Source organism: Bradyrhizobium sp. Ses1 (genome assembly GCF_059512365.1).
On the sequence record NZ_JCAMOQ010000043.1, the window covers coordinates 56037 to 79506 of the forward strand.

Below are 23470 nucleotides of genomic sequence, written 5' to 3' on the forward strand. Positions count from 1 at the left end.
TATGAATAAGTCTTGGGTCACTCGTTGCGCGCGTCTTGCAACCCCAATATGGGCGGCAGCGGTTCTCTCCGGCGCGCTGGCTTCTAACGCGTCGGCCGAGGACGTCATCCGTTTCGGGGCCCCGCTGCCGATCACCGGCCCGCTCGCGCCTGAGGCGATCAAGCAGCAGCAGGCTATGACCTCTGGGCCGAGGAGGCGAACAAGGCCGGCGGCATTTCCGTCGGCGGCAAGAAATACAAGGTCGAGATCGTCTACGCCGACTATCAGTCGAACACGCCGCGCGCGGTACAGGCGACCGAGCAGATGATCAGCCAGGACAACGTCAACTTCATGTTCGGCGCCTTCGGTTCCGGCGCGGCCAAGGCGGCGAGCACCGTGTCCGAGAAGTACAAGGTGCCGACGCTGGCGGCGACCGCGTCCTCCGTCCAGGTCTACGACCAGGGCTACAAATATCTGTTTGGCACCTTCACGCCGAACGACACGCTGACGACGCCGCTGACACAGATCATCAAGGCCAAGGTGCCCGAGGTGAAGAAGGTCGCCATCCTCGCGCGCAACGACCTGTTCCCGCTCGCGATCGCGCAGGAGATGGAGAAGTCGGCGAAGGCGAACGGCTTCGACCTCGTCTATTTCGAGAAATATGCGATCGGCACGCTCGATCACTCGGCGGCGCTGTCGCAGATCAAGTCGCTGGCGCCGCAATGGATCTTCGTCACCGGCTACATCAACGACCTGCTCCTGGTGCGCAAACAGATGGTCGACCAGGAGATGAAGGCGCCGGTCGTCACCATGATCGCCGGTCCCGCCTACCAGGAATTCATCGAGTCCGGTGGCAAGACCGCCGAGAACATCACCAGCGCCTCCTGGTGGCATCCGGCCGCGCGATATGAGGGCAAGGACATTTTCGGCGCGACCGAGAATTTCGTGAAGCTGTTCAAGGCCAAGTACAAGAGCGAGCCGGACTATGGCCAGGCGTCGGCGGCGTTGTGCGGCGCGCTGTTCCAGATGGCGATCGAAAAGGCCGGCTCGCTCGATCGCGACAAGGTACGCGATGAACTCGCCAAGCTCGACGTGGTGACTTTCTTCGGCCCCGTCAGGTTTGGTGCCAACGGCCAGATCAACTCGCTCGATCCGCCGGTCTTCCAGATCCAGGGCGCCAAGCCCGTGGTGCTGTTCCCGGAAGCCATCAAGCAGGGCGACCTCAAGATCGGTGTCAACTGATGACCACCCGTCATTGCGAGCGAAGCGAAGCAATCCATTTCGCCACTTGTGGAAGCGTGGATTGCTTCGTCCGCTCCGCTCCTCGCAATGACGACACTCTTGAGCTGATCGGTTAGGGCACCCTCATGCACGCAGCCCAGATCCTGGTGAACGCCGTCGTTCTCGGCTGCCTTTATGCCTGCATCGCGATCGGCTTCTCGCTGGTCTGGGGCGTGCTCAACGTCATCAACCTGATCCACGGCTCCTTCATCGTGCTCGGCGCTTATCTCGCCTACGGGCTCTACAACGCGCTGCACATCTCGCCCTGGTACTCGGTCGCGGTCGCTGCGCCGCTGTTCTTCGTGCTCGGCTACCTCCTGCAGCGGCTGTTGCTCAACCGCGTGATCACCGCCCCCGTGCTGGTGACGCTGACGATGACGTTCGGGCTCGACCTGATCCTGAACAACGCGATGATCTATTTCTTCAAGGCTGATTACCGCAAGCTGACGCTGACGCCGTCGCTCGGCTCGGTCTCGATCTTCGATGTGGTGGTTCCGGTCGATCGTCTGATCGCGACGGTCTCCGCGCTGGCGCTGACCGGATTGCTCTATCTCCTGCTGCGACGCTCGCGCGTCGGGCGCGCCATCGTCGCGGTGCGGCTGGACCGCGACGCGGCGGTGCTGATGGGCGTTGACGTCAAGTCGATCTACGCCATCGCGTTTGGCCTCGGTGCTGCGCTTGCCGGCTGCGCCGGCGTGCTGATGGCGCTGATCTTTCCGATCTCGCCCTTGACCTCGTCGGGCTATCTCGGAAAGGCCTTCGTGGTCTGCGTGCTCGGCGGCCTCGGCAGCGTCTCGGGCGCGCTCGCGGGCGGGCTGCTGCTGGCGCTGGTCGAAGGGATCGGCTCGACGTTCTTCGGTCCGGCCCATGCGACCACGCTGTCCTTCATCCTGCTCATCGTCTTCCTGATCCTGCGCCCGCAGGGGCTCCTTGGCCGGAAGGGTTTTGAATGACGAAGTCGAATATCGCTCTGCTTGTCCTGCTCGCGGTCGTCGCATCGCTGCCGCTGTTTGGCGGCGCCTATGCGCTGCGGCTCGGCACTATCGCCTGCATGTATGCGATCCTCGCGCTGTCCTGGAACGTGGTCGGCGGCTTTGCCGGCTATCCCTCGTTTGCGACCGCCGCCTTCTTCGGCTTCGGCGCCTACACCACGGGCGTGCTGCTGGGCAAGGGATTGCCGCTCTGGCTTGGCGTCGTCATCTCCGCGGTCGCCGCCTTGTTGATCACGGCGGCACTTGGCGCGGCTCTGCTGCGCCTGCGCGGACATTACTTTGCGATCGCAAGCCTCTCGCTGGTCGAGGTGCTGCGCGAGCTCGTCAATAATGCCACCGATCTCACCGGCGGCGGCATGGGCCTCAACATCCCCCTGGTGTCCGGCTCCGGCGTGCTCGCGGAGGCGATGTTCTTCTTTTACGCTATGTGGATCCTGCTGCTGCTCACCGCGCTGATGGTGATGGCCGTCGCCGGCTCGAAGCTCGGCTTCGGGCTCGCCTGCATCCGCCAGAACGAGACCGCCTCCAGCATGGTCGGCCTCAACACCACTCTTTACAAGAGCATCGCCTTCGGCCTGTCGGCTTGTTTCGTCAGCGCGGCCGGCGGCGTCTATGCCGCCTGGGTGCACTATATCGACCCGTCCGATGTCTTCGACATTCTCTATTCGGTGAAACCGATCGTGATGGCGCTGATGGGCGGCCTCGGCTCGCCGCTCGGCGTTGCCTGCGGCGCATTCCTCTATCTCGGATTAGAGGAGGTGGTCTGGCGCAACTACATCCAGATCCACACCGGCGTGCTCGGGCTGATCATCGTCCTCTTGCTGCTGTTCCTGCCGCATGGCCTGATCTCATTGCGGCCATCCAACCTTTGGCGACGGGTCAAGCATGTCTGAGATCCTTCGCCTCGAGAACGTATCAAGGCATTTCAGCGGCCTGCAGGCGCTGCGCGACGTTACGCTCACCGTCAACAGAGGCGAGGTGCTCGGCCTGATCGGACCCAACGGCGCCGGCAAGACCACGCTGGTCAACACCATCTGCGGCGTCACGCCGGCCAATTCGGGGAAGATCGCTTTCGACGGCAATGACATTACGCGCATCAAGACCTATCAGGCGGCGCGGCTCGGCCTGTCGCGCACCTTCCAGATCGTGCAGCCATTTGCCGAATTCACCGCGCTCGATAATGTCGCCGCCGCCGCGCTGTTCTCGCAGCCGGGTCAAAGCCTGGAGGTGGCGCGCGAGCAGGCAATGGCCCATCTGGTCTATGTCGGCCTCGAGTTGCAGGCCAATCACCCTGCTGCGACGCTGACGCTCGCCATGCGCAAGCGGCTGGAGCTTGCGAAAGCGCTCGCGATGAATCCGAAACTGCTGTTTCTCGACGAGGTCAATGCCGGTCTCAACAGTGCCGAGGTCGAGCGCGCGACCAAGCTGATCCATGAGCTCGCCGCCAGCGGCATCACCATCGTGATGATCGAGCACCTGATGAAGGTGGTGCTCAATGTCTGCACGCGCATCGCGGTGCTGCACAACGGTGCGCTGATCGCCGATGGCGCGCCGCGCGAGGTAATCGAGAATCCCGCTGTCGTCGAGGCCTATCTCGGCCAGCAATATGCCAAACGGAATGCCGCCCGTGGCTAGCTCCCTGATCCTCGAACTGAAAGGGCTGTGCGCCGGCTATGGCGAGATCCAGGTGCTGTGGGGCATCGATCTCGACGTTCGCCGCGGCGAGATCACCGCATTGATCGGCTCCAACGGCGCCGGCAAGACCACGCTGATGCGGGCATTGTCGGGCCTGATCCCGACGATGGCGGGCAGTTATTTCTCGGAAGGCCGCGACCTCACCGGCGACACCGCCGCCGGGATCCTTGCCCACGGCATCGTGCATGTGCCGGAGGGGAGGCGGCTGTTCGGCGCGATGAGCGTCGAGGAGAACCTGCTGATGGGCGCCTATTTGCGCGACGCCGGCCGCGCCGAGATCAATCGCAACCTCGAGCAGGTCTATGCCACGTTTCCGAAGCTGCGCGAGCGGCGGCGGCAGGCGGCGGCGACCTTGTCCGGCGGCGAGCAGCAGATGTGCGCGATCGGCCGCGGCCTGATGAGCGCGCCGCTGCTGTTGATGATCGACGAGCTTTCGCTCGGGCTTTCGCCCTTGCTGGTCGAGCAGCTCGTGGCGGCGCTGCGCGAGCTCAACGCTGGCGGCACGTCGATCCTGCTGGTGGAGCAGGACGTCACCATCGCGCTCGATCTCTGCCATCGCGCCTTTGTCATGGACATGGGCCGTATCGTGCGAAGCGGTTCGGGAAGCGACCTGCTTGCCGATCCGATCGTCCGCGATGCCTATCTCGGCGTTCTCCACGAATGACCGAACCCGGGCTTTTCTAGCCCCTTTACGTTGCAAAGAGGTGTCATGATTACGACCATCGAGGTTCAAGACGGCGGTTACCGCTTCATGCCGGGCGTTAGCCAGTATTCCTGCGGGATCGGCGCGCTACCCGGTTTCACCATCGAGCGCGTCCGTTTTGCCGATCCGGTGCCGCTGAAGGCGGGCTTTGTGCGGATCGCCGAAATCCTCAAGAATGCCGGCCGTCCTCTCACGGCGTTCGGCGCCTGCGAATTGCGCTCGCCCGCACCGTTCACCGAAGAGGGCTTTCGCGCCTTCAACGAGATCTACATCAAGACCCTGATCGAATGGGGCGTCATGAAGGACGGCATCAATCCGGTGGCGCGCAGCAATGTCTGCCCGCAGATCGATCCGCCGTCCGAGCCCTGCTTCCACGCCTTTTCCTACACGGTGCCGGCGCCGCAGGCCGCGTCGTCCTTCGTGGTCGCCGGCAGCGGCGAGTCGGCTGAAGGCAAGGCGAACTATCGCGATCACATCATCAGCCCCGGCGACGTCAGCCCGGCGGGCATGCTTGCCAAGGCAAAATGGGTGCTGGATGAGATGGAACGCCGCATGAGCGCGTTCGGCGGCACCTGGAAACAGACCACCGGCGTGCAGCTTTACACCGTGCAGGACGTCTATTCGATCCTGGAAAGCGAGCTCGGCCGCCGCGGCGTGTTCAGGAACGGCCTGACCTGGCATTTCAACCGCCCGCCGGTGGTCGGTCTCGACTACGAGATGGATTGCCGCTGCGTTCACATCGAAAAGGTGATCGCGGTGGGATGACGCCTTCTCGCCGCCTTTTGCGAGGAGACACGGGAGAGAGGTGAGGCGCAGCTCACCTCTCGATCTCGCATCACCGCGCCAACTCGCATCAAAAGCGCGTGTTGGCGCGCGTTCAACCGTGCCGCTTCCTTGACAGGTCAGGAGCCAAACCGTTTCTTTGCTACTCTCGATCTGGCCCGGCTGGGACGTCAATGCAAAGCGAAGCGGCAGTCATCAGGCGGCGTGATCTTTTCTCGTTGATCGGCGCGATGGCCGGCAGCGCGGCGATGTATCACGCGATGACCAGCCTGGGCTTTGCCTCCGAGTCGACTTACAAGGGGCCGGTGAGGCTCGAAGGCGACCCGAAGGGCGCATCCGTCCTGATCCTCGGCGCGGGACTTGCCGGCATGAGCGCGGCGCTGGAGTTGCGCAAGGCGGGCTACAAGGTCCAGATCCTCGAATTCAACAACAGGGCAGGCGGCCGCAACTGGACGTTGCGCGGCGGCGACACGTTCGTCGAACTCGGCGGCTACAAGCAGACCTGCGAATTCGATCACGGTCTCTACGTCAACCCGGGCCCGTGGCGGATTCCCTACCACCATCGTGCATTGCTCGATTATTGCAGGCGGCTCGGGGTTGCGCTCGAACCCTTCATTCAGTTGAACCACAATGCTTATCTCCACGCCTCGCGAGCGTTCGGCGGCGAGCCGCAAAAAATCCGCGCGATCAAGGCGGATTTCCAGGGCCAGGTTTCCGAACTGCTCGCGAAAGTGACCCAGCAGGGCAAGCTCGACGAAGCGGTGTCCAAGGAAGATCAGGAGATCCTGCTGCAGGCGCTGCGCTCCTGGGGCGCACTCGATTCCGACTACAGGTACAATGCCAATCTCCTCTCGGCCGAGTTCCGCGGCTATGCGCGCGAGCCCGGCGGGGGTTTGAGTTCCGCGCCGCTGCCGAGCGATCCCGTCACCTTGTCGGATCTCTTGCGATCACGCGTCTGGCGCTACTTGCAGAGTTTTGCGCGCTACAATTTCCAGACCACGATGTTCCAGCCGGTCGGCGGCATGGACATGATCGGCAAGGCCTTTGCAAAAGAGGTCGGCGACCTCATCCGCTATAACGCCAAGGTGACGCAGATCCAGCAGAACGACCGCGGCGTCACGGTGAGCTATGTCGACACGACAAATCCGTCGACGGTGCTGCACGCGAAAGCGGATTGGTGCATCTGCACGATCCCGTTGTCGATCCTGAGCCAGATCCCGATCGACGTCGGCAGCCGCATGGAGGCCGCGATCGACGCCGTTTCCTATGCCGGCGCGGTCAAGATCGGCCTGCAGTTCAAGCGCCGCTTCTGGGAGGAAGACGAGGCGATCTATGGCGGCATCACCTATACCGACCTGCCGATCCGGCAGATCGCCTATCCCAATGAAGGCTTCAATCGCGCCGGACGCGGCGTGCTGCTCGGCGCCTATCTGTTCGAGGGTGCGAATGCCTATGAGTTCACCGCGATGACGCCGGCAGAACGGATCGCAAGCGCCGTCGAGTTCGGTTCCATGATCCATCCGCAATACAAACAGGAGTTCGAGAACGGCGTTGCGGTCGCCTGGCACCGCGTGCCCTTCACTCTCGGCTGCAGCGGCGAATGGACCGACGAGGGCAGGGTGAAGCACTACAAGAACCTGTGCCAGATCGACGGTCGGATCGTGCTGGCCGGCGAGCATGCATCCGATCTGCCGGCTTGGCAGGAGGGGGCGATCCTGTCTTCGCTCGACGCCATTGCGCGATTGCACGAGCGGGTGGTGAAAACATGAGGCCGACGAAAGCCCATTTCGTTGCGCCAGGGGCAGGCGCCGTACTGCTCGCGTTCCTCCCTGCGGCCGCGGACTTCGCGCAGGACAACCCCGCCACGCGCCCGACCTTCAGCTCGGGCTACCGCTTCGTCGAAATGACCGGCGAGGAATTGTTCGCCAATGTCTGCCAGGGCTGCCACATGCCCGATGCCTCGGGTGCCGCCGGCGCCGGGGCCTATCCCTCGCTGATCGCCAACCGGAATCTTGCGACCTCCAGCTATGCCGTCCATCTCGTCGTCAACGGCCGGCGCGGCATGCCGGCCTTCGGCGACATGATGACCGATGGTCAAGTCGCCGCGGTTGTGAATTATCTCAGGACGCATTTCGGCAACAGCTATACGGATACGGTGACGGCCAGGGAAGTCGCAGAAGCGCGCCGCTGAAGCGCTGTTAAACGGGGGATCAGATGAAATTTCGCACGATGCTGCCGATTGTCCTGCTCGCGGCGATGGCTTCCGCGCCCGCGCAGGCCGAGATCGTCCGGCATCCAATTCCGAATTCGACATTTCCGATTGCGCAATCTGTGCAGGTCACCGGCAACGCCACGATCTATTATGTCAGCGGCCAGGTGCCGCCGGTGATCAACAAGGACGCCGATCCTTCGAGCCGGGACGCCTATGGCGACACCAAGACCCAGACCGTCGGCGTGCTCAACCGGATCAAGGGCATCCTTGACGGGCTCGGCCTCGGCATGGGCGATGTCATCAAGATGCAAGTGTTCCTGGTGCACAGCCCGAACGCGCCGATGGATTTCAAGGCCTTCATGGAAGGCTATACCCAGTTCTTCGGCGGCAGCCAGCCGAACCTGCCGGCGCGCTCAGTGGTCGGCATCGCCTCGCTCGCCAATCCTGGCTTCCTGGTCGAGATCGAGGTGGTCGCGGCGAAGGACACCAAGTAATTCACGGCTGGGCGATTCACTCGCCCGGAACCAGGCTCCCGAGCGGCGGCCGCGACAGACGCCGGTGCCTTCGCCGCGAAAGATACAGCAAAAAGCCGGTGACCACGAACAGCGGCATCAGCGCGGCGGCGAGCATGAATAGCAGCTTGCCCGGCCAGCCAAAGATGCTGCCGCGATGAATATCCAAGACGCTCGAAAGCATCCGCTCGCCGACGGGCTTGTCCGCGTAAATCTCCGATGACACTAGCCGGCCAGTGATGGCGTCGATGCGGAATTCGTCGCGCGCGCCCGGATGCGACGCATCGCGCGCCCAGGACCGGACCCGCACGACAGTGCCTGCATCAGGCGGCGCGAGCAGCGCCGTCGCGAAGCGGCCGCCCTGTTCGTGCAGGAATGTCGACCATACGCGATCGAGCGCAACCGGTTTGGTCTCTGCTGCGCTGACATCTCGCGCCGGCTTGGGCTTCATCGGTGCGGCAGCAGTCGAAGGACGCGACAGCAGCCAGGTGGCGCCGCTCTTGTACCAGTCGAACGAATACCACAGGCCGGTGAGCACCATCACGAGGTAGATGGGCAGCACCCAGGTTCCAGCGACGGCATGGAGCGACCTGTGGAAGCCGCGACCGCGCAACGCCAGGTTCGGCTTCAGCCACATCTTCACGCTGCGGGCGCGATGGGGCCATCGCAGCACGATTCCGGAGATCAGCATCGCGATCAGGCCGATGGCAGCCACGCCCGTGATCAGCCGGCCATAGCCCTTGGCATCGCCGGGCAACAGCAGCCAGCGATGCAGCCTGCGGACGGTGACGAAAAACTCCTCTCCGCGCGGCGAGCCGAGCACACGCCCATCATAGGGATCGACATAGATCGAGGAAGGCCGCGAGCCATCCGCGCTGCGGGCAAACCGGATCCGCACCGCCGCGGACGGGTCACTGGCCATCGTCACGGACGCAACTTTGCCAGAGTCGGGATTGGCCTGCAGTCGCGCGATCAACTGGTCCGGCGTCAGCGTCGGAACCGCGCGAGCCTCGACCCGCGTGATCGCCGTATTCAGGCTGGCCTGGATTTCATCCTCGAAACTCATGATCGCGCCTGACATCCCGACCATGGCCAGCACCAGTGAAAGCGCAAGGCCAATGACGGAGTGGACCTGCAACAGGGCGGTCTTGATCGAGTACTTGCTCATAAATTGGAAGGAACTGGTGGCGGGATCAGCGTCGAAATCGGCGAGGCCTGATGATCACCGCCCACTCAACAGCGTTATCGGAACGATACCGACAAGATATTCGTCCCGCCACCCAAGCAAGGCTCACACAGTTTGTAATAGTTCTATGTTGTGTGCCGACGCGCTATTGAGCACGCACGACAATGTTTGCCGCGAAGAATAATGTCGTGTTCGGGCGCTGTATGACAATTTTGTTTTCACCTTCCGATTCGGCGGTCGCGGCGTTTTCGGCCAGGGCGCTCACTCGTTGAAGTCGACTTTCTTGACCAGAGCAACCGCAGCCTGCTGATGCGCAGCAATGCGATCGATCGGCACCGCATCGGGGCTGAACGATCCGATTTCCTCGAGGATCGGATCGCGGTCCGCCGAGGCGAGCACGGGATATTCCAGTTCGGCCGCCGCATAGATTCGCTGTGCCGCCGGCGTCACAAGGAACTCGATGAATTTCAGCGCGGCGGCCATGTGGGGCGCATGCTTCGCAATGGCTGCGCCCGTCAGATTGACATGGCTGTCGCCGCCCTTGAACGTCGTCGGGACGGCCTTGACGGTTCGGGCCCATCCGCGCAAGTCGTCGCCTTCCCGTCCGTCCCGCAATTGCGCCAGTGCCACGGTATTGGCGATGCCGATCTCGCACGTTCCTTGTGCGATCTCTCGGATCACGTCATTGTCCTTGCCAGCCGGCTTGTGGACCAAATTATTCTTCAGGCCCTTGAGCCAGGCCTCTGTCGGTCCTTCTCCGTGATGAACGAGGAAGGCCGCGATCAGTGCGATGTTGTTCTGATGCAGCGGCGAGCGCATGCACAGTTTGCCGCGCCATTTCGGATCGGCGAGGTCTTCATAGGCGATTGCGGCGAGCGGGCTGTCCCCGCGCGCCATCACGACGCGTGGCCGGATGGAGAGGCCGATCCATTGTGAGGACCCGCCACGCAGGTTCGGCGGCGCGGCTCGCTTGAGCAGCGGCGATGCAAAAGCCTGCGTCAACCCCTGGTTTGAGAGCTGGGTGGTCTTGTCCAGTCCGATCGTGATCAGCACGTCCGCCGGCGACGCATCACCTCCCGACGTCAGGCGCTTGACCAGGCTGTCTTCAACAAAGACAGGATTGACCTTGATGCCGCTGGTTTCCGTGAAAGCTGATATCACCTGCTCGATCAGATTTATCTCTCTGGTCGAGTAAAGCGTGATCTCATCGGCGCGGCCTGCCGCCGTGTCGGCAACGAAGGCGGAGGCCAGCGCAACCAGTAGCCCGGCGACTTTCCGCGCGATGCTCATGCCTAAAACTTGACCGTTGCCGACAGCGAGACACGGCGTGCGTCGCCGAGAGCAACGGCCAGGTTGCTCACGGCCGACGGATAGTAGACGGTGTCGAACAGGTTCTTGACGTTCAGTTGGTAGATGACCGGCAGATTGTCGTATTTGGTCTCATAGCTCGCGAATACGTCCGCGACGACATAGGACGGCAGCACGAAGGTGTTCGCCGCGTCGCCAGGCCGGTCGCCGACATAATGCGCTCCGCCGCCCAGCCGGAGCCGGCCCGGAAGGGCGGTGCCGAAGTCGTAGACCAGGTAAAGCGAAGCCGTGTTCAGGGCGACATTCTGCAGCGCCATGCCGGCCAGCGTCGGATCTTCGATCACCCGCGCGTCGGTGTAGCCATAGCTCCCGATCATGCTCCAGTTGTCGGTCAGCCTTCCGGTGACGTCGATTTCGATGCCGCGTGAGCGGACCTTGCCGGCGGTGCGAAATTCGACGATTCCCGTGGCGCTGTTGAGCTGCGATACCAGCACGTTCTTCTTGTCGATATCGTACAACGCCACCGTTCCCGAGAGCCGCTTGTTGATGTCGAACTTGGCGCCGGTCTCCCATGAGACGCCCTCTTCGGGCGCGATATTGGAGCCGATCACCACGCCGCCGGTGAGCGGCGCGATGGTCGAGGTCGGCTTCAGCGATTGCGTATAGCTTGCGTAAAGGGACAGCTCGTCGGTGAGCTTGAGGATGGCACCGCCGAGCGGGAGCGCCTTGTCTCCGGACAGATCGGTATTGGCTTTGAACGGGCGTCCGCGCCCCGCCAATTGGTCGAAATCCATGTAGCGCACGCCGGCGACCACTGCGACCCGATCCGTGACATGCAACGTGTCCTGGAAGAACAGGGAGTATTGGCCAAGCTTGTCGGTCTGGTCGCTATCGCTGGCGGAGACCGTCGTGCCCGGGAAGACCAGCCCATAGACCGGATCGTAGAAATTGAACGAGGGGGTCGCCTGCCGGATCAGGTTCTTGCGGTAGATCGTGCGATATTGGCCATCGCCGCCGAACAGCACATCGTTGCGCATGCCGCCGATCCAGAAGCCACCCTGCAGGTAGGACGTCCCGTAGCTCACATTGCTGAGCGAACCCTGCGTGCCGTCATTGCTGCGCGTCTCGATGCCGGTTCTGGCATTGACGCCGGTGATGCGGAGCTGGTTGGCGCTGAATGTCTCGGTGTTGTAGCTGTAGGACGCGTAGAGCTTCCAGTCCTCGTTCAGCCGTTGCTCGACCGAGCCCTGCACCAAATCGGATGTGCCCCACATATTGTTGAAGGGCTCGTCGAGCCGGCGCGTCGCGGGAATGGCCAATGGCGCCTTGGTGATCGGATCGAATGCCGTGCCGCGATCGAACGGGTAGATGAAATCGCGATGCTCGTAGTTGAGCTGCACCGTCGTCGTGTCGCCGTACCACGCCAGTGACGGCGCAAGCAGCGTTTCGCGGTGCCGCCCGAAATTGCGCCAATAGTCCTCATTGACGCCATAGCCGATGAAGCGATAGGCGAGACCGCCCTGGCCGATCGGCCCGGTGATGTCGAAGGTCGCATCGGCGCCGTTCTTGCCGTTGCCGTAGGTCGAGCCGAGCACGGTGATCGATCCGTGCTGATAGAGGTCCGGGCGCTTGCTGATCGTGTTGACGATGCCGCCGGGATCCATGATGCCGTACAGCAGCGATGCGGGTCCCTTCAGCACCTCGACGCTTTCGATGGCGGGGTTGAGGCTGCGGCCCTGGACCAGCGGCATGCCGTTGCGCATGATCGAGCCGTCGCGATTGTCGCCGAATCCGCGCCTGATGACGGCATCCTGGGTGCCGGCGAGCGTATTGGTCTGGGTGATGCCGCTGACATTGACCAGGGCGTCGTCGATATTGCGCGGCAGTTGATCCTTCAGCACCTGCTCGGGCACGACGTTGACGACTTGCGAGGTGTCAAGCGGCGAAGCGCCGGTGCGCAGCGTGGTCGAACTGGGCATGGCGCGATAGCCGAGCTTGGCTTGGTACAGCGCCGCCGCTGCCGCCGCGGCGCGCTCGGACGGCGTAGGCTCCGCAGGCGTCACATTTCGGTTACGTTGAGGCGCCGCCGCTGCCTGGGTCCGACGCGCGGAGGGGGCCGCCGGGCGCGCCGGCTTGCGCTTCTGCGTTGGCGACTCCACTGTCACAGCCGGCAAGGTCACGCTCGATTGTGCCCGTGCGATCGTCACGGAAGAGGAGCAACCAGCCAGCAAGGCGGCGGTGCCGATGAAAAAATGCGCGCGGCTGACGCCGGCTCGGTTTGGATGGTCTCCCACGAGACGGCAAACAGCACTGACTTTCACTTCGATTCACTTCCAGGACGAAATTAGCGCGGTGCCTTTAGCAGCCGCTGCGAACAGAAAGAACAGCGCTGGAATTGAATCGCTCTAAGAAACTACTTCGCACGAATGATTTGCAGATCCGTCAGGCGATACAGCGAATGCCTCTCGCCGCATCGAGCAGCTTCTTCAATTTGTAGCGAAGGAGCAGTGGAATGCTTGACAGTTGACTCCGAATAGGCCTCGCCGCCATCAGGCCTTGCATCTTGCAAAACCTCAGCGTCCCTGTCTGAATGTCGCACAACTGGGGCGAGTGGAATCGGAGACCCGAGATGGTTGAAAACGTCAGACCAAGGCTTTCAATCCTGCTGTCGACCGTACTTGCAGCGGCTCTGCTGGGAAGTCCTGCAGCCGCTGCGGAAGGGCTGAGCCCGGAGCGGCAGTTCGCGCGCGACGTCTATCAGGAGCTGATCGAGATCGACACCGTCACCGCGACCGGCGACACCGCCAAGGCGGCGGAGGCGATGGCGGCCCGGTTGCGCGCCGCCGGCTTTCCGGAGAGCGACGTGCAGGTGTTCTCGCCGGCACCGCGCAAGGGGAATCTGGTGGCACGGCTGCGCGGCAGCGGCGCGCGCAAGCCGATCCTCCTGCTCGCTCACATCGACGTGGTCCCGGCCAATCGCGAGGACTGGTCGGTCGATCCCTTCAAGCTGACCGAGCAGGACGGCTATTTCTATGCCCGCGGCAGCGGCGACGACAAATACATGGCCGCGGCCTTCGTCACCAACCTCATCAGATACAAGAAAGAGGGCTACAAGCCAGACCGCGATATCATCCTGGCGCTGGAAACGGATGAAGAAATCCTGGACGCCAACGGCCTCGGCATCCAATGGCTCTTGAAGAATCACCGCGACCTGATCGATGCCGAATTCGCGCTCAACGAAGGCGGCGGTGTCGGCCTGAAGGACGGCAAGCCGATCCGGAACACCGTGCAGACTTCCGAAAAGGTCTCGCTGAGCTACCTGCTCGAAGTCAAGAACAGGGGTGGCCACAGCTCGGTGCCGGTCAAGGACAACGCGATCTATCGCCTCGCCGAAGGACTGGTTCGCCTCTCGAAGTTCAGTTTCCCGATCAACCTGAACGAGACCACCCGGGCGTATTTCGAGCGCACGGCACAGTTCGAGAGCGAGCAGACGGCGTCCGACATCCGCGCCGTGCTGTCGGACAAGCCCGACCCCGCTGCGATGTCGTTTGTCCGGCTTGCGGCCAATCCTGCCTATAACGCCCAGCTACGCACCACCTGCGTCGCGACGATGCTCGAGGGAGGACATGCCGTGAACGCGTTGCCGCAGCTTGCGACCGCCAAGGTGAACTGCCGCATCATGCCGGGCGAGCCGGTCGACGGTGTCAAGGCGACGCTGGAGCGCGTGCTTGCGGACGATCAAATCCAGGTCACTCAAATGGGCCAGCCCGTGTTGAGCGTGCCGTCGGCCCTGCACGAGGAGATCATGGGCGCAATCGATAAACTGTCGCACGAATTCTGGCCGACGGCGGCGGTGATCCCGACCATGAGCACCGGCGCCACCGACGGGAGCTATCTGCGCAACGCGGGAATCCCGACCTACGGCCATTCCGGCCTTGCCGCCGATATCAGCGACATCCGCGCCCACGGCAAGGATGAACGGATTCTGGTGAAATCATTCTACGAAGGCGAGGACTATCTCTATCGCCTGGTGAAGACGCTCGCCGGCGGAACGTGAACGCTGCCACCCGTCATTGCGAGGAGCGACAGCGACGAAGCAATCCATATCTCCACGAGCGGCGAAATGGATTGCTTCGCTCGCGCTCGCAACGACGTGAAGGGGGCGGCGCGCCAGGCCTTCTCCGTCATCGCCCGCGAAAGCGGGCGATCCAGTATTCCACAGGCGGTCGTGCTCAAGCCGAGACGCCGCCGCATACTGGACGCCCCGCCTTCGCGGGGCATGACAGCGGAGGCTGGTGCTTTCAGCAGGCCGGCTCAAGCCCGCCCAATGTTTATGCATGCGGTGAGAAGAATGAGCAGGGATTAGCTGCATTTCATGCAGTTCTGGCTGTCTTCGGGCTCGCCGACTTTTGACTGGCATTGTTAGACTACAGATAGTTTCATCTCCTGTTTCGAGCCGATGCGGATGCGTTCGTCGAACGAGCCTTTATGAAGCCTGCTCCCTTCAAATACATCGCTGCTTCATCGCTGGATCACGCGCTCTCGCTCAAGGCCGAACATGGCGATGAGGCGAGATTCCTGGCCGGCGGCCAGAGCCTGGTCCCGGCGATGAACTTCCGTTTGGCGCGACCGGCGGTCGTGATCGATATCAACGGTCTGGATGAGGTGGCCGGCATCGATCACGGCTCAACTATTCGTGTCGGCGCGCTGACGCGCTATTGCGCGCTCGAACGGGATAGCGAGTTCCTCGGCTGCTGTCCGTTGTTCGCCGACGCGCTGCCGCACATCGCGCATCCGCAGATCCGCAACCGCGGCACCATCGGCGGCAACCTCTCCCATGCCGATCCGGCGTCCGAGCTTCCCGCGATTGCGGTGGCGATGGAGGCGCGGATGCGACTGAAGTCGGCCCGCGGCGAGCGGGTGCTTGCAGCCTCGGAGTTCTTTCAAGGATCGCTCACCACGGACCTTGCCGCCGACGAGATGCTGGTCGATGTCGAGTTTCCGGCATTGCCGCCGCGCAGCGGCGTGTGCTTCATGGAAGTGGCGCGGCGCCGAGGCGATTTTGCCATCGCCGGCGTGGCCGTCATCGTGACACTGGATATGGAAGGCCGCTGCAGCAAGGTCCGGCTCGCGCTGTGCGGCGTCGGCGAGACGCCGGTCGATGCCAGCGAGGCTGCCGCGCCTCTGGTCGGTCAGGCTTGCGCGGATGAGCCGATCAAGGCGGCCGCTGCCGCCATACAGGCAACGATCGAGCCCGCCGGCAATGTCCACGCCAGCGCCGACTATCAGCGGCATCTCGCCGGCGTGCTGGCGCAGCGCGCGATCCGTACGGCCTACCAGCGGGCGGCCCATGCAGCCTGATCGTCACGAGATCAGCGTCTCCGTCAACGGGACGTCCTATCGGCGCAGCGTCGAGTCGCGGACGCTGCTGAGCGATTTCCTCCGCCACGATCTGTTGCTGGCGGGCACCCATGTCGGCTGCGAGCATGGCGTCTGCGGCGCCTGCACGGTCCTGCTCGATGGGGCGCCGATCCGCTCCTGCCTGATGCTTGCAGTGCAGGCCAATGGGCATCAACTCTCCACGATCGAAGGTCTCGCCTCCGATAGCGGCGAGCTGAGTCCGGTGCAGAGGGCGATGCATGAGCATCACGGCCTGCAATGCGGTTATTGCACGCCGGGCATCCTGATGACGATGACGGCGTTCCTGAAGCAGAACCCGTCGCCGTCGGAAGAAGAGGTGCGCGAGGCGCTGTCCGGCAATCTCTGTCGCTGCACCGGTTATCAGCACATCGTTGACGCCGTTATGGCCGCGGCCCAGGCGATGCGGGCGGCCGCGCCATGACCACACGGTTTTTCGGCGCCCCCGTGAAGCGCAATGAGGATCGCAAGCTCCTCACCGGGCAGGCGCTGTTCATCGACGATGTCGAGCTGCCCGGCATGCTGCACGCGGCATTCCTGCGCAGCCCTGCCGCGCACGCGCGCATCAGGCGCATCGATGTTTCCCGCGCGCGGCAGCGCCCGGGCGTCGTGGCGGTCTACACCGCCGATGATTACGGGGCCTATTGGCAGCCCGGTCCGCTCCTGGTGCCGCCGCCGCCGATCCCGGGAAGCATCTTCAACCTGCGCACACAAGTGCCGCTCGCGAAGGACAAGGTCCGGCATGTCGGCGAGCCCTTGGCCGTCGTCGTGGCCGAAAGCCGCTATATCGCCGAGGATGCGCTCGACGATATCGAGGTCGATCTCGAGCCGCTGCCGGCGGTGATTGACCTTGAAGCTGCGCTGCGTCCCGGTTCCGCCCTGGTGCATGACGACCTCGGCTCGAATGTCTCCGCGCATGTGCACCAGAGCAAGGGCGACTATCGCGCCGCGGCTGCGAAAGCTCATCTGGTGATCAAGCGCCGCTTCGCCTACGAGCACGGTATTGCGTCGACCATCGAAACGCGCGGCGTCGTCGCGCATTGGGAAGCGCGCAGCCAGCATATGACGATCTGGGACACGACCCAGGCGCCGGTGTTCGTCCGCAACGGCCTCGCCGCCGTGCTCGGCCTCGGCGAGCGGCAGGTGCGGGTGATCGCACCCTTCGTCGGCGGCGGCTTCGGGCCGAAGATCATGATGTTCTATCCGGAAGAGGTCGCGCTGCCCTGGATATCGATGCGGCTCAACCGCCCGGTGAAATGGATCGAGGATCGGCTAGAGCATTTCTTTGCCACCACGCATGAGCGCGGCCAGATCCATGATGCGGAGATCGCGGTAACGCGCGATGGCCGCATCCTCGGCGTTCAGGACGTGTTCCTGCACGACGGCGGCGCCTATGACCCCTACGGGCTGACGGTGCCGATCAACAGCCAGTGCACCTTGCTCGGGCCGTACGTGGTGCCATCCTACGATTCAACCTTCACCGCCGTCTTCACCAATCTGCCGATCGTGACGCCCTATCGCGGCGCGGGACGGCAGCATGGCGTGTTCGTGATGGAGCGGCTGCTCGATCTTGCCGCGCACGAGCTGAACATCGATCCCGCCGAGATCCGACGGCGCAATCTCATTCCGGCCGACGCGTTCCCTTACAAGAACGGGATCATCTACCAGGACTTTTCCCAGCTCGAATATGACAGCGGCAACTATGAGCCGGTGCTCGACCGGACGCTGCAGGCGATCGGCTATGCCGAGTTCAAGCAGGAGCAAGAGAAGCTGCGCGCGCAAGGCCGTCACGTCGGTATCGGCGTCGCCTGCTACGTCGAGGGCACCGGCATCGGGCCCTATGAGGGCGCGAAAGTGCAGGTGCAGGCCAATGGCAAGGTCAGCGTCGCGACCGGCATCGGCACGCAGGGGCAGGGGCATTTCACCAGTTTTGCCCAGATCGCCGCCGACCAGCTCGGCGTCGACGTCACCGATGTCGAAATCGTCACCGGCGACACCGACCAGTTCTATTGGGGCGCCGGCACCTTTGCCAGCCGCGGCGCCGTTGTGGCCGGCAATGCCGTCAACGAAGCCTCGCGCGCGGTGCGGCAGAAGGCGCTGAAGCTCGCCAGCGACGCCTTCGAATGCGCCGAGGAGGATCTGGTGCTTGCCGATGGCAAGATCTCGATCGTCGGCATTCCCGAAAAATTCTTGAGCCTCGGCGAACTTGCGCGGCGCGCCAACCCGATGCGTGGCGCGGTGAAGCCCGGCACCGAGCCGGGATTGGAATCGACGCAATATTTCGGGCCGCCGAGCGGCGCGACCGCCAATGGCGTGCATGCCATGATCGTCGAGGTGGATTCGGAGACGTTCGACCTCAAGATCCTGAAATACGTTGTGGTCCATGACTGCGGCACGGTGATCAACCCGCTGATCCTGGAAGGGCAGATCCATGGCGGCGTCGCGCAGGGCATCGGCAACGCCTTCTACGAAAAGCTGGTGTTCGACGACCAGGGCCAGTTACTCAACGCCTCGCTCGCCGACTATCTGTTGCCGACCGCGCTCGACGTGCCGCGCATGGAACTCGGCCACACCGTAACGCCGTCGCCGCTTAATCCTATGGGCATCAAAGGTGCCGGCGAAGCCGGCGCGATTCCCGTCGGCCCGCTGTTTGCGCAGGCGATCGAGGATGCGCTGCAGCTCAAGGAGAAGAACGTCGAGCTGTTGGAGATTCCCCTGAGTCCGAGCCGGATTTTTGAGCTGATCAAGGCGAGCGAGCCATGAGGACGGCGCGGGTTTTCCGGCTCTCGATGGCGCATCCCGGCGACCTGTCCGAGCTGGATCGCTTGATCGCAGGCGGCGCCGTCCGCGCGGCCGACGTCGTTGCGATCATCGGCAAGACCGAGGGCAATGGCGGCGTCAACGATTTCACCCGCGGCTACTTCACCCAGACCCTGATGTTGCTGCTGTCGAAATATCTGAACAGGCCCGCCGAGCAGTTGATCCGTGAAATCCCCTGCGTGCTCTCGGGCGGCACCGAAGGCGTGATGAGCCCGCATTACAGCGTCTTCTGCATCAGTGAAGCCGGACCGGCACTGGAGGCTGGACCGTCGCTCGCGATCGGCACCGCGTTCAGCGAGCCGGTCCCGGCGCAGGATATCGGCCGCCGCGCCCATGTCGACAGCGTCGCCAATGCCGTGCGCGCCGCGATGGCCAGTGCCGGGATCGAGCGATTGCAGGATGTCCACTTCGTGCAGGTGAAGTGCCCCTGCGTCACGGTCGCCCGCGCCGCGGCCGCGATCGCAGCCGGCAAGACCCCGCTCACCAGCGATCCCAACAGGTCGATGGCTTTTGCCCGTGCCGCCGGCGCATTCGGCGTCGCCGTCGCGCTCGACGAACTGGCGCCATCCGCCTTCACCGACGCGTCGCTGCTCAGCGACTTCTCGATCCAGTCGCCGCGCGCCAGCATTTCCTCCGGCGTCGAGGTCGAAAGCAATGAGGTCGTGGTGCTCGGCAACAGCCCGCTCTGGAGGGGTCCGCTGCAGATATCGCACCGTCCGATGGCGGACGCGCTCGACATCGGCGCTATCGTCGACGTGCTCGCCGATCTCGGCATTGCCGCCAATCCGCAAGTCTCCGCCGCGGACGCGGCACGGATCGCGACTGTGCTCGTCAAATGCGAGCCCGACCGGGGCGGAAGGATTCGCGGCAACAGGCACACCATGCTCGACGACACCGATATCAACGCCCAGCGCCACATCCGCGGCGCGGTCGCCGGCCTCGTTGCCGGCGTGATCGGCGATGGCCGGATCTTCGTCTCCGGCGGCGCCGAGCATCAGGGCCCTGATGGCGGCGGCCTGATTGCCGTCATTGCTTCGCAAGAGGAAGGTTTGGCCTGATGCGCATTGTCATCATCGGCGCAGGCGTCGCGGGATGCGTGATGGCGCGCAGGCTCGCGTTGTTGGACGACGTGGAGGTGACGTGCCTCGAGCGGGTCGCGCGCGACGATCATTCCGAGGCCGGCACCGGGCTCAATGTCGGGCCGAACGCCGTCAAGGCGATGAAGCTGACCGATCCGGAGCTGGCTGAGCGCATCACCGCGGCGGGCTTTCTCTGGAAAAATTGGCGGATTTCGCTCACCGACGGCACTGTGCTGTTCGACCTGCCGCTGCGGGAGGTGGCGGACGGACCGGGCTGGCGCATCCGCTGGTCGGAGCTTTATCGCGTGCTGCGCGAGGCCGCAGGGGACACGGTTTCCTATGGCTGCGAGATCGTCGAGGTCGGCCATGACAGCGTCGACCCGCGCAAGACTTTTGTCAATTGGACGCAGGACGGCAAAACGTATCGGCTCGACAACATCGATCTCCTGATTGCCGGCGATGGCCGCTACTCGGAGGTACGCCGTGTGATCTCCGGCGAGCCGCGTATCACGCCGACGGGAGTGGCCATCTTCCGCGTGCTGGTGCCGGATACGTCGCACGGCCTGATCGACGATTACGAACAATGGTTCAACGGACCCAACCGTCTGTTGTCGTTCCGCGTACCGCCGGACCACATCTATGTCGCCGGCACTTTCCCGATCGCCACAGAGGCGCAGATTTCCGAGAGCCAGAAGACGCCGGAGATTCTGCGCGCCGCCTACACGCCGCGCGCCGCGCCGCCGAGCAACCAGGCGCGCTGGCTGATCGACACCGTCTGCAACAATGTCGCCGACACCCATTGGGCGCGGATGCAGGAGCATGAGGTGCTCTACCGCGCCGCCGATTGCAACGTGCTCTATCTCGGCGATTCCGCCCACGGCATGGTGCCGACATTGGGGCAGGGCGCGACCCAGGCGCTGGAGGACGCCGCCAATGCCGCCGCGCTGATCACGCAGCGCTACAGGGCCGGAAGCTGCGATGTCGCAAGCTGGCTCACCGAGTTCGAGGTCCTGCGCAAGGACCGCATGCGTTTCGTGATGGAGTTCTCGCTTGCCGCCACCGACACGATGCTGGCAGGCGCCGATCCCGTCGCTGGAACCCTGCACAAGAACGAAGCACCGTTCCTGAACAAGTTGAAGTCGCTCTATTGCGACGTCGGACTTCTCCCTCTCCCCGCAAGCGGGGCGAGGTGAAGAAACGTCATCACGCCGTGGAATGATCGGCCAAGGATTTGAGGAGATCTACATCATGACCGCAACCGAACCGACGTTGCCGATCGCAACGGTGCACGGCCTCTATCACATCGCCATCAAGACCGAGAATTTGGCGGCAACGCGGAAGTTCTACACCGAGATCATCGGGCTTCGCGAATTCCCGCGGCCTGACTTCGGCTATCCCGGCGCCTGGCTCGGCTGCCCGCAGCCCGGCGGGCTCGCGATCATGCACATCTATGCCGGCGGTCCCGCGCTCGGTCCCGAAGGCAAGGCGCCGGCGGGAACGGCGGCGATCGACCATGTCTCGCTGTCCTGCTCCGGCTATCGCTCATTCGTCTCGCGCTTCAAGGCGGCAGGGCTCGACTGGCGCGAATTCATCGTGCCCGGCACCACGCTCTGGCAGTTGTTCGTCTATGACCCCAGCGGCGTGCAGCTCGAACTGACCTTCGAGTGCGGCGGGGAGGGCGAGGAAAAGCCTGATATGTCGCCGGGCCGCAAATATGTTGCCGGCGCAAGCTTCTTCGACAAGGCGACCTATCCGAAGCTCGCCTGATCTTTCGAATCGGCGATTGACACCTGCCAGCTTGTGCGGGACAGGACAGACATCTGTCCTTGGAGCAGTCGAATGGTGGATTCGAACAGCACGCGACCCGCAGCGCGCGCGGCCGTTGCAGGCCTCGGTGCGATCGGCGCGAGCGTGGTGAGGGAACTGGATCGGGGCATCGAGGGATTGGTGCTCAGCGCGGTCTCGGCGCAGAACGTCGCCAAGCATCAGGCTTGGCTCGGCGAATTGAAGGCGCCGCCGAAAATCCTGCCGATCGAGGAACTCGCCAGCGCCGCCGACATCGTGATCGAATGCGCGCCGAGCAAGCTGGTGCGGTCGATCGTGGCGCCAGTGGTCGAGCGCGGCAAGACTGCGGTCGTGCTCAGCGTCGGCGCGCTGCTCCAGAACGAGGACCTGATCGCGCTGGCGCGGAAGAACAGCGGCCAGATCGTGGTGCCGACCGGCGCCTTGATCGGGCTCGACGCCGTGACTGCCGCTGCGGAGGGCACCATCCATTCGGTCCGGCTGGTGACGCGGAAGCCGCCGCTGGGGCTCGCCGGCGCGCCTTATCTGGTCGAGAACGACATCAGCGTTGAAGGGCTCGCCGAGCCGCTGCAGATATTCGAAGGAACCGCGCGCGAGGCGGCAAAGGGCTTTCCGGCCAACCTGAACGTCGCGGTGGCGCTCTCGCTCGCCGGCATCGGCCCCGACCGCACCCGGGTGGAAATCTGGGCCGACCCGACGGTGACGCGCAACACCCACCGCATCGAGGTGGATTCCGATTCGGCGCGGTTCTCGATGACGATCGAGAACATCCCCTCGGAAAACCCGCGGACCGGCCGCATCACCGCGCTATCCGTGATCGCCTGCCTGCGCAAGCAGCGTGCCTCGCTGCGCATCGGGACATGAGCTTGTCTGCTGCGGGGTTGCGTGTTTTGGGCTAAGCTGTCCGAACAGATACAGCCGAGCCGCCCATGCGAATTCACCCCGACGACCTGCTTCTCATCATCGACGTGCAGAATGATTTCTGCCCCGGCGGCGCGCTGGCTGTTGCCGATGGCGATGCGGTGGTCCCCGTCGTCAACCGGCTCTCCGAGCGGTTCGATCATGTGGTGCTGACGCAGGATTGGCATCCGCGCGGCCACAGCTCCTTTGCGACCTCGCACCAGAGCTCCGCGCCGTTCGAAACCATCACCATGCCCTATGGTCCGCAGACGCTATGGCCGGACCATTGCGTGCAGGGGACGACGGGCGCCGCGTTCCATCCGCAGCTTTCGACCGACAGAGCGGAGCTTGTGATTCGAAAAGGCTTTCGCTCCGCAATCGATTCCTATTCCGCGTTCCACGAGAACGACCGCACCACGCCGACCGGCCTCGCCGGCTATTTGCGCGAGCGCGGACTGAAGCGGATCTTCATGGCCGGACTTGCCACCGACTATTGCGTCCATTATTCCGCGCTGGATGCACGCCGCCTCGGCTTCGAGACCGTGGTCGTGGAATCCGGCTGCCGGGCAATCGATCTTTCCGGCTCGCTTGCGGCCGCACATGCGGCAATGGCGGCGGCTGGCGTTCAGATCGTGAGCGACCTGGATTGACGCGCCTCCCTCCACCCTGCCCATTCCTCCTGGAATCTAGCGCGAAAACCGTTGTTTTGATTGGGCTTTTGCTCTAGGGTTCAGACTCAATTGATCCAATAGGCGACGACTGCGGCGATGTGGACGGCAGCCAAGAAGTTTCTGGCGAG

21 protein-coding genes are annotated in these 23470 nt (G+C 63.7%); 18 read left to right on the forward strand and 3 right to left on the reverse strand.

Annotated features, from left to right (window positions below; genetic code table 11):
• Positions 1-213: 213 nt before the first annotated feature.
• From AC5ZG5_RS34050 to AC5ZG5_RS34090, 9 genes are all read left to right on the forward strand, one after another.
• Positions 214-1221 (forward strand): amino acid ABC transporter substrate-binding protein, encoded by a 1008-nt coding sequence (locus tag AC5ZG5_RS34050; RefSeq protein ID WP_456645359.1) that lies wholly within the window; start codon positions 214-216, stop codon positions 1219-1221.
• 125 nt (positions 1222-1346) lie between these two features.
• Positions 1347-2213, forward strand: a complete 867-nt coding sequence (locus AC5ZG5_RS34055; protein WP_456645343.1) for a branched-chain amino acid ABC transporter permease — start codon at positions 1347-1349, stop codon at positions 2211-2213.
• Positions 2210-3145, forward strand: coding sequence for a branched-chain amino acid ABC transporter permease (locus AC5ZG5_RS34060; protein ID WP_028165279.1), 936 nt, complete (start codon positions 2210-2212; stop codon positions 3143-3145). Before AC5ZG5_RS34055 ends, AC5ZG5_RS34060 begins: the two co-directional genes overlap by 4 nt.
• Positions 3138-3887, forward strand: coding sequence for an ABC transporter ATP-binding protein (locus AC5ZG5_RS34065; protein ID WP_456645344.1), 750 nt, complete (start codon positions 3138-3140; stop codon positions 3885-3887). Before AC5ZG5_RS34060 ends, AC5ZG5_RS34065 begins: the two co-directional genes overlap by 8 nt.
• Entirely contained in the window at positions 3871-4611 is a 741-nt protein-coding gene (locus AC5ZG5_RS34070) for an ABC transporter ATP-binding protein (protein WP_456645345.1), read from the forward strand. The genes AC5ZG5_RS34065 and AC5ZG5_RS34070 overlap by 17 nt, the downstream gene beginning before the upstream one ends.
• Positions 4612-4656: 45 nt before the next feature.
• Positions 4657-5415: a 2-amino-5-chloromuconate deaminase CnbZ gene (gene cnbZ, locus AC5ZG5_RS34075; protein ID WP_456645346.1), complete on the forward strand. Its 759-nt coding sequence runs from the start codon at positions 4657-4659 to the stop codon at positions 5413-5415.
• A 191-nt stretch (positions 5416-5606) separates the two neighbouring features.
• Positions 5607-7202, forward strand: a complete 1596-nt coding sequence (locus tag AC5ZG5_RS34080) for a flavin monoamine oxidase family protein (protein ID WP_456645347.1) — start codon at positions 5607-5609, stop codon at positions 7200-7202.
• Positions 7199-7624 (forward strand): c-type cytochrome, encoded by a 426-nt coding sequence (locus AC5ZG5_RS34085; RefSeq protein WP_165435239.1) that lies wholly within the window; start codon positions 7199-7201, stop codon positions 7622-7624. The genes AC5ZG5_RS34080 and AC5ZG5_RS34085 overlap by 4 nt, the downstream gene beginning before the upstream one ends.
• A gap of 23 nt (positions 7625-7647) precedes the next feature.
• Positions 7648-8139, forward strand: a complete 492-nt coding sequence (locus AC5ZG5_RS34090; RefSeq protein ID WP_456645348.1) for a RidA family protein — start codon at positions 7648-7650, stop codon at positions 8137-8139.
• Positions 8140-8155: 16 nt separating this feature from the next.
• On the opposite strand, the gene AC5ZG5_RS34095 is transcribed toward AC5ZG5_RS34090, so the two are convergent.
• The 3 genes from AC5ZG5_RS34095 to AC5ZG5_RS34105 form a co-directional block, all read right to left on the reverse strand.
• On the reverse strand, positions 8156-9325 hold the full coding sequence (locus AC5ZG5_RS34095) for a PepSY-associated TM helix domain-containing protein (RefSeq protein WP_456645349.1): 1170 nt from the start codon (positions 9323-9325) through the stop codon (positions 8156-8158).
• A 279-nt stretch (positions 9326-9604) separates the two neighbouring features.
• Positions 9605-10633: an extracellular solute-binding protein gene (locus AC5ZG5_RS34100; RefSeq protein WP_456645350.1), complete on the reverse strand. Its 1029-nt coding sequence runs from the start codon at positions 10631-10633 to the stop codon at positions 9605-9607.
• Positions 10634-10635: 2 nt separating this feature from the next.
• Positions 10636-12945: a TonB-dependent siderophore receptor gene (locus tag AC5ZG5_RS34105; protein ID WP_456645360.1), complete on the reverse strand. Its 2310-nt coding sequence runs from the start codon at positions 12943-12945 to the stop codon at positions 10636-10638.
• A 335-nt stretch (positions 12946-13280) separates the two neighbouring features.
• Between AC5ZG5_RS34105 and AC5ZG5_RS34110 the strand changes: the two genes are divergently transcribed.
• From AC5ZG5_RS34110 to pncA, 9 genes are all read left to right on the forward strand, one after another.
• Positions 13281-14708, forward strand: a complete 1428-nt coding sequence (locus AC5ZG5_RS34110; protein WP_456645351.1) for a M20/M25/M40 family metallo-hydrolase — start codon at positions 13281-13283, stop codon at positions 14706-14708.
• A gap of 431 nt (positions 14709-15139) precedes the next feature.
• Complete coding sequence (locus AC5ZG5_RS34115) at positions 15140-16012, forward strand: FAD binding domain-containing protein (RefSeq protein ID WP_456645352.1); 873 nt, start codon at positions 15140-15142, stop codon at positions 16010-16012.
• On the forward strand, positions 16002-16493 hold the full coding sequence (locus AC5ZG5_RS34120; RefSeq protein ID WP_456645353.1) for a (2Fe-2S)-binding protein: 492 nt from the start codon (positions 16002-16004) through the stop codon (positions 16491-16493). Before AC5ZG5_RS34115 ends, AC5ZG5_RS34120 begins: the two co-directional genes overlap by 11 nt.
• The gene (locus AC5ZG5_RS34125) at positions 16490-18832 is read left to right on the forward strand and encodes a molybdopterin cofactor-binding domain-containing protein (protein WP_456645354.1); all 2343 of its coding nucleotides are present in this window, start codon (positions 16490-16492) and stop codon (positions 18830-18832) included. The genes AC5ZG5_RS34120 and AC5ZG5_RS34125 overlap by 4 nt, the downstream gene beginning before the upstream one ends.
• Positions 18829-19947, forward strand: a complete 1119-nt coding sequence (gene atzD, locus AC5ZG5_RS34130; RefSeq protein WP_456645355.1) for a cyanuric acid amidohydrolase — start codon at positions 18829-18831, stop codon at positions 19945-19947. Before AC5ZG5_RS34125 ends, atzD begins: the two co-directional genes overlap by 4 nt.
• Positions 19947-21161 (forward strand): FAD-dependent oxidoreductase, encoded by a 1215-nt coding sequence (locus AC5ZG5_RS34135; protein ID WP_456645356.1) that lies wholly within the window; start codon positions 19947-19949, stop codon positions 21159-21161. Before atzD ends, AC5ZG5_RS34135 begins: the two co-directional genes overlap by 1 nt.
• Before the next feature lie 55 nt (positions 21162-21216).
• Positions 21217-21735, forward strand: a complete 519-nt coding sequence (locus tag AC5ZG5_RS34140) for a VOC family protein (RefSeq protein ID WP_051396853.1) — start codon at positions 21217-21219, stop codon at positions 21733-21735.
• 72 nt (positions 21736-21807) lie between these two features.
• Complete coding sequence (locus AC5ZG5_RS34145) at positions 21808-22635, forward strand: aspartate dehydrogenase (protein ID WP_456645357.1); 828 nt, start codon at positions 21808-21810, stop codon at positions 22633-22635.
• A 65-nt stretch (positions 22636-22700) separates the two neighbouring features.
• On the forward strand, positions 22701-23321 hold the full coding sequence (pncA, locus tag AC5ZG5_RS34150; protein WP_130226188.1) for a bifunctional nicotinamidase/pyrazinamidase: 621 nt from the start codon (positions 22701-22703) through the stop codon (positions 23319-23321).
• The last annotated feature ends 149 nt before the right edge of the window (positions 23322-23470 follow it).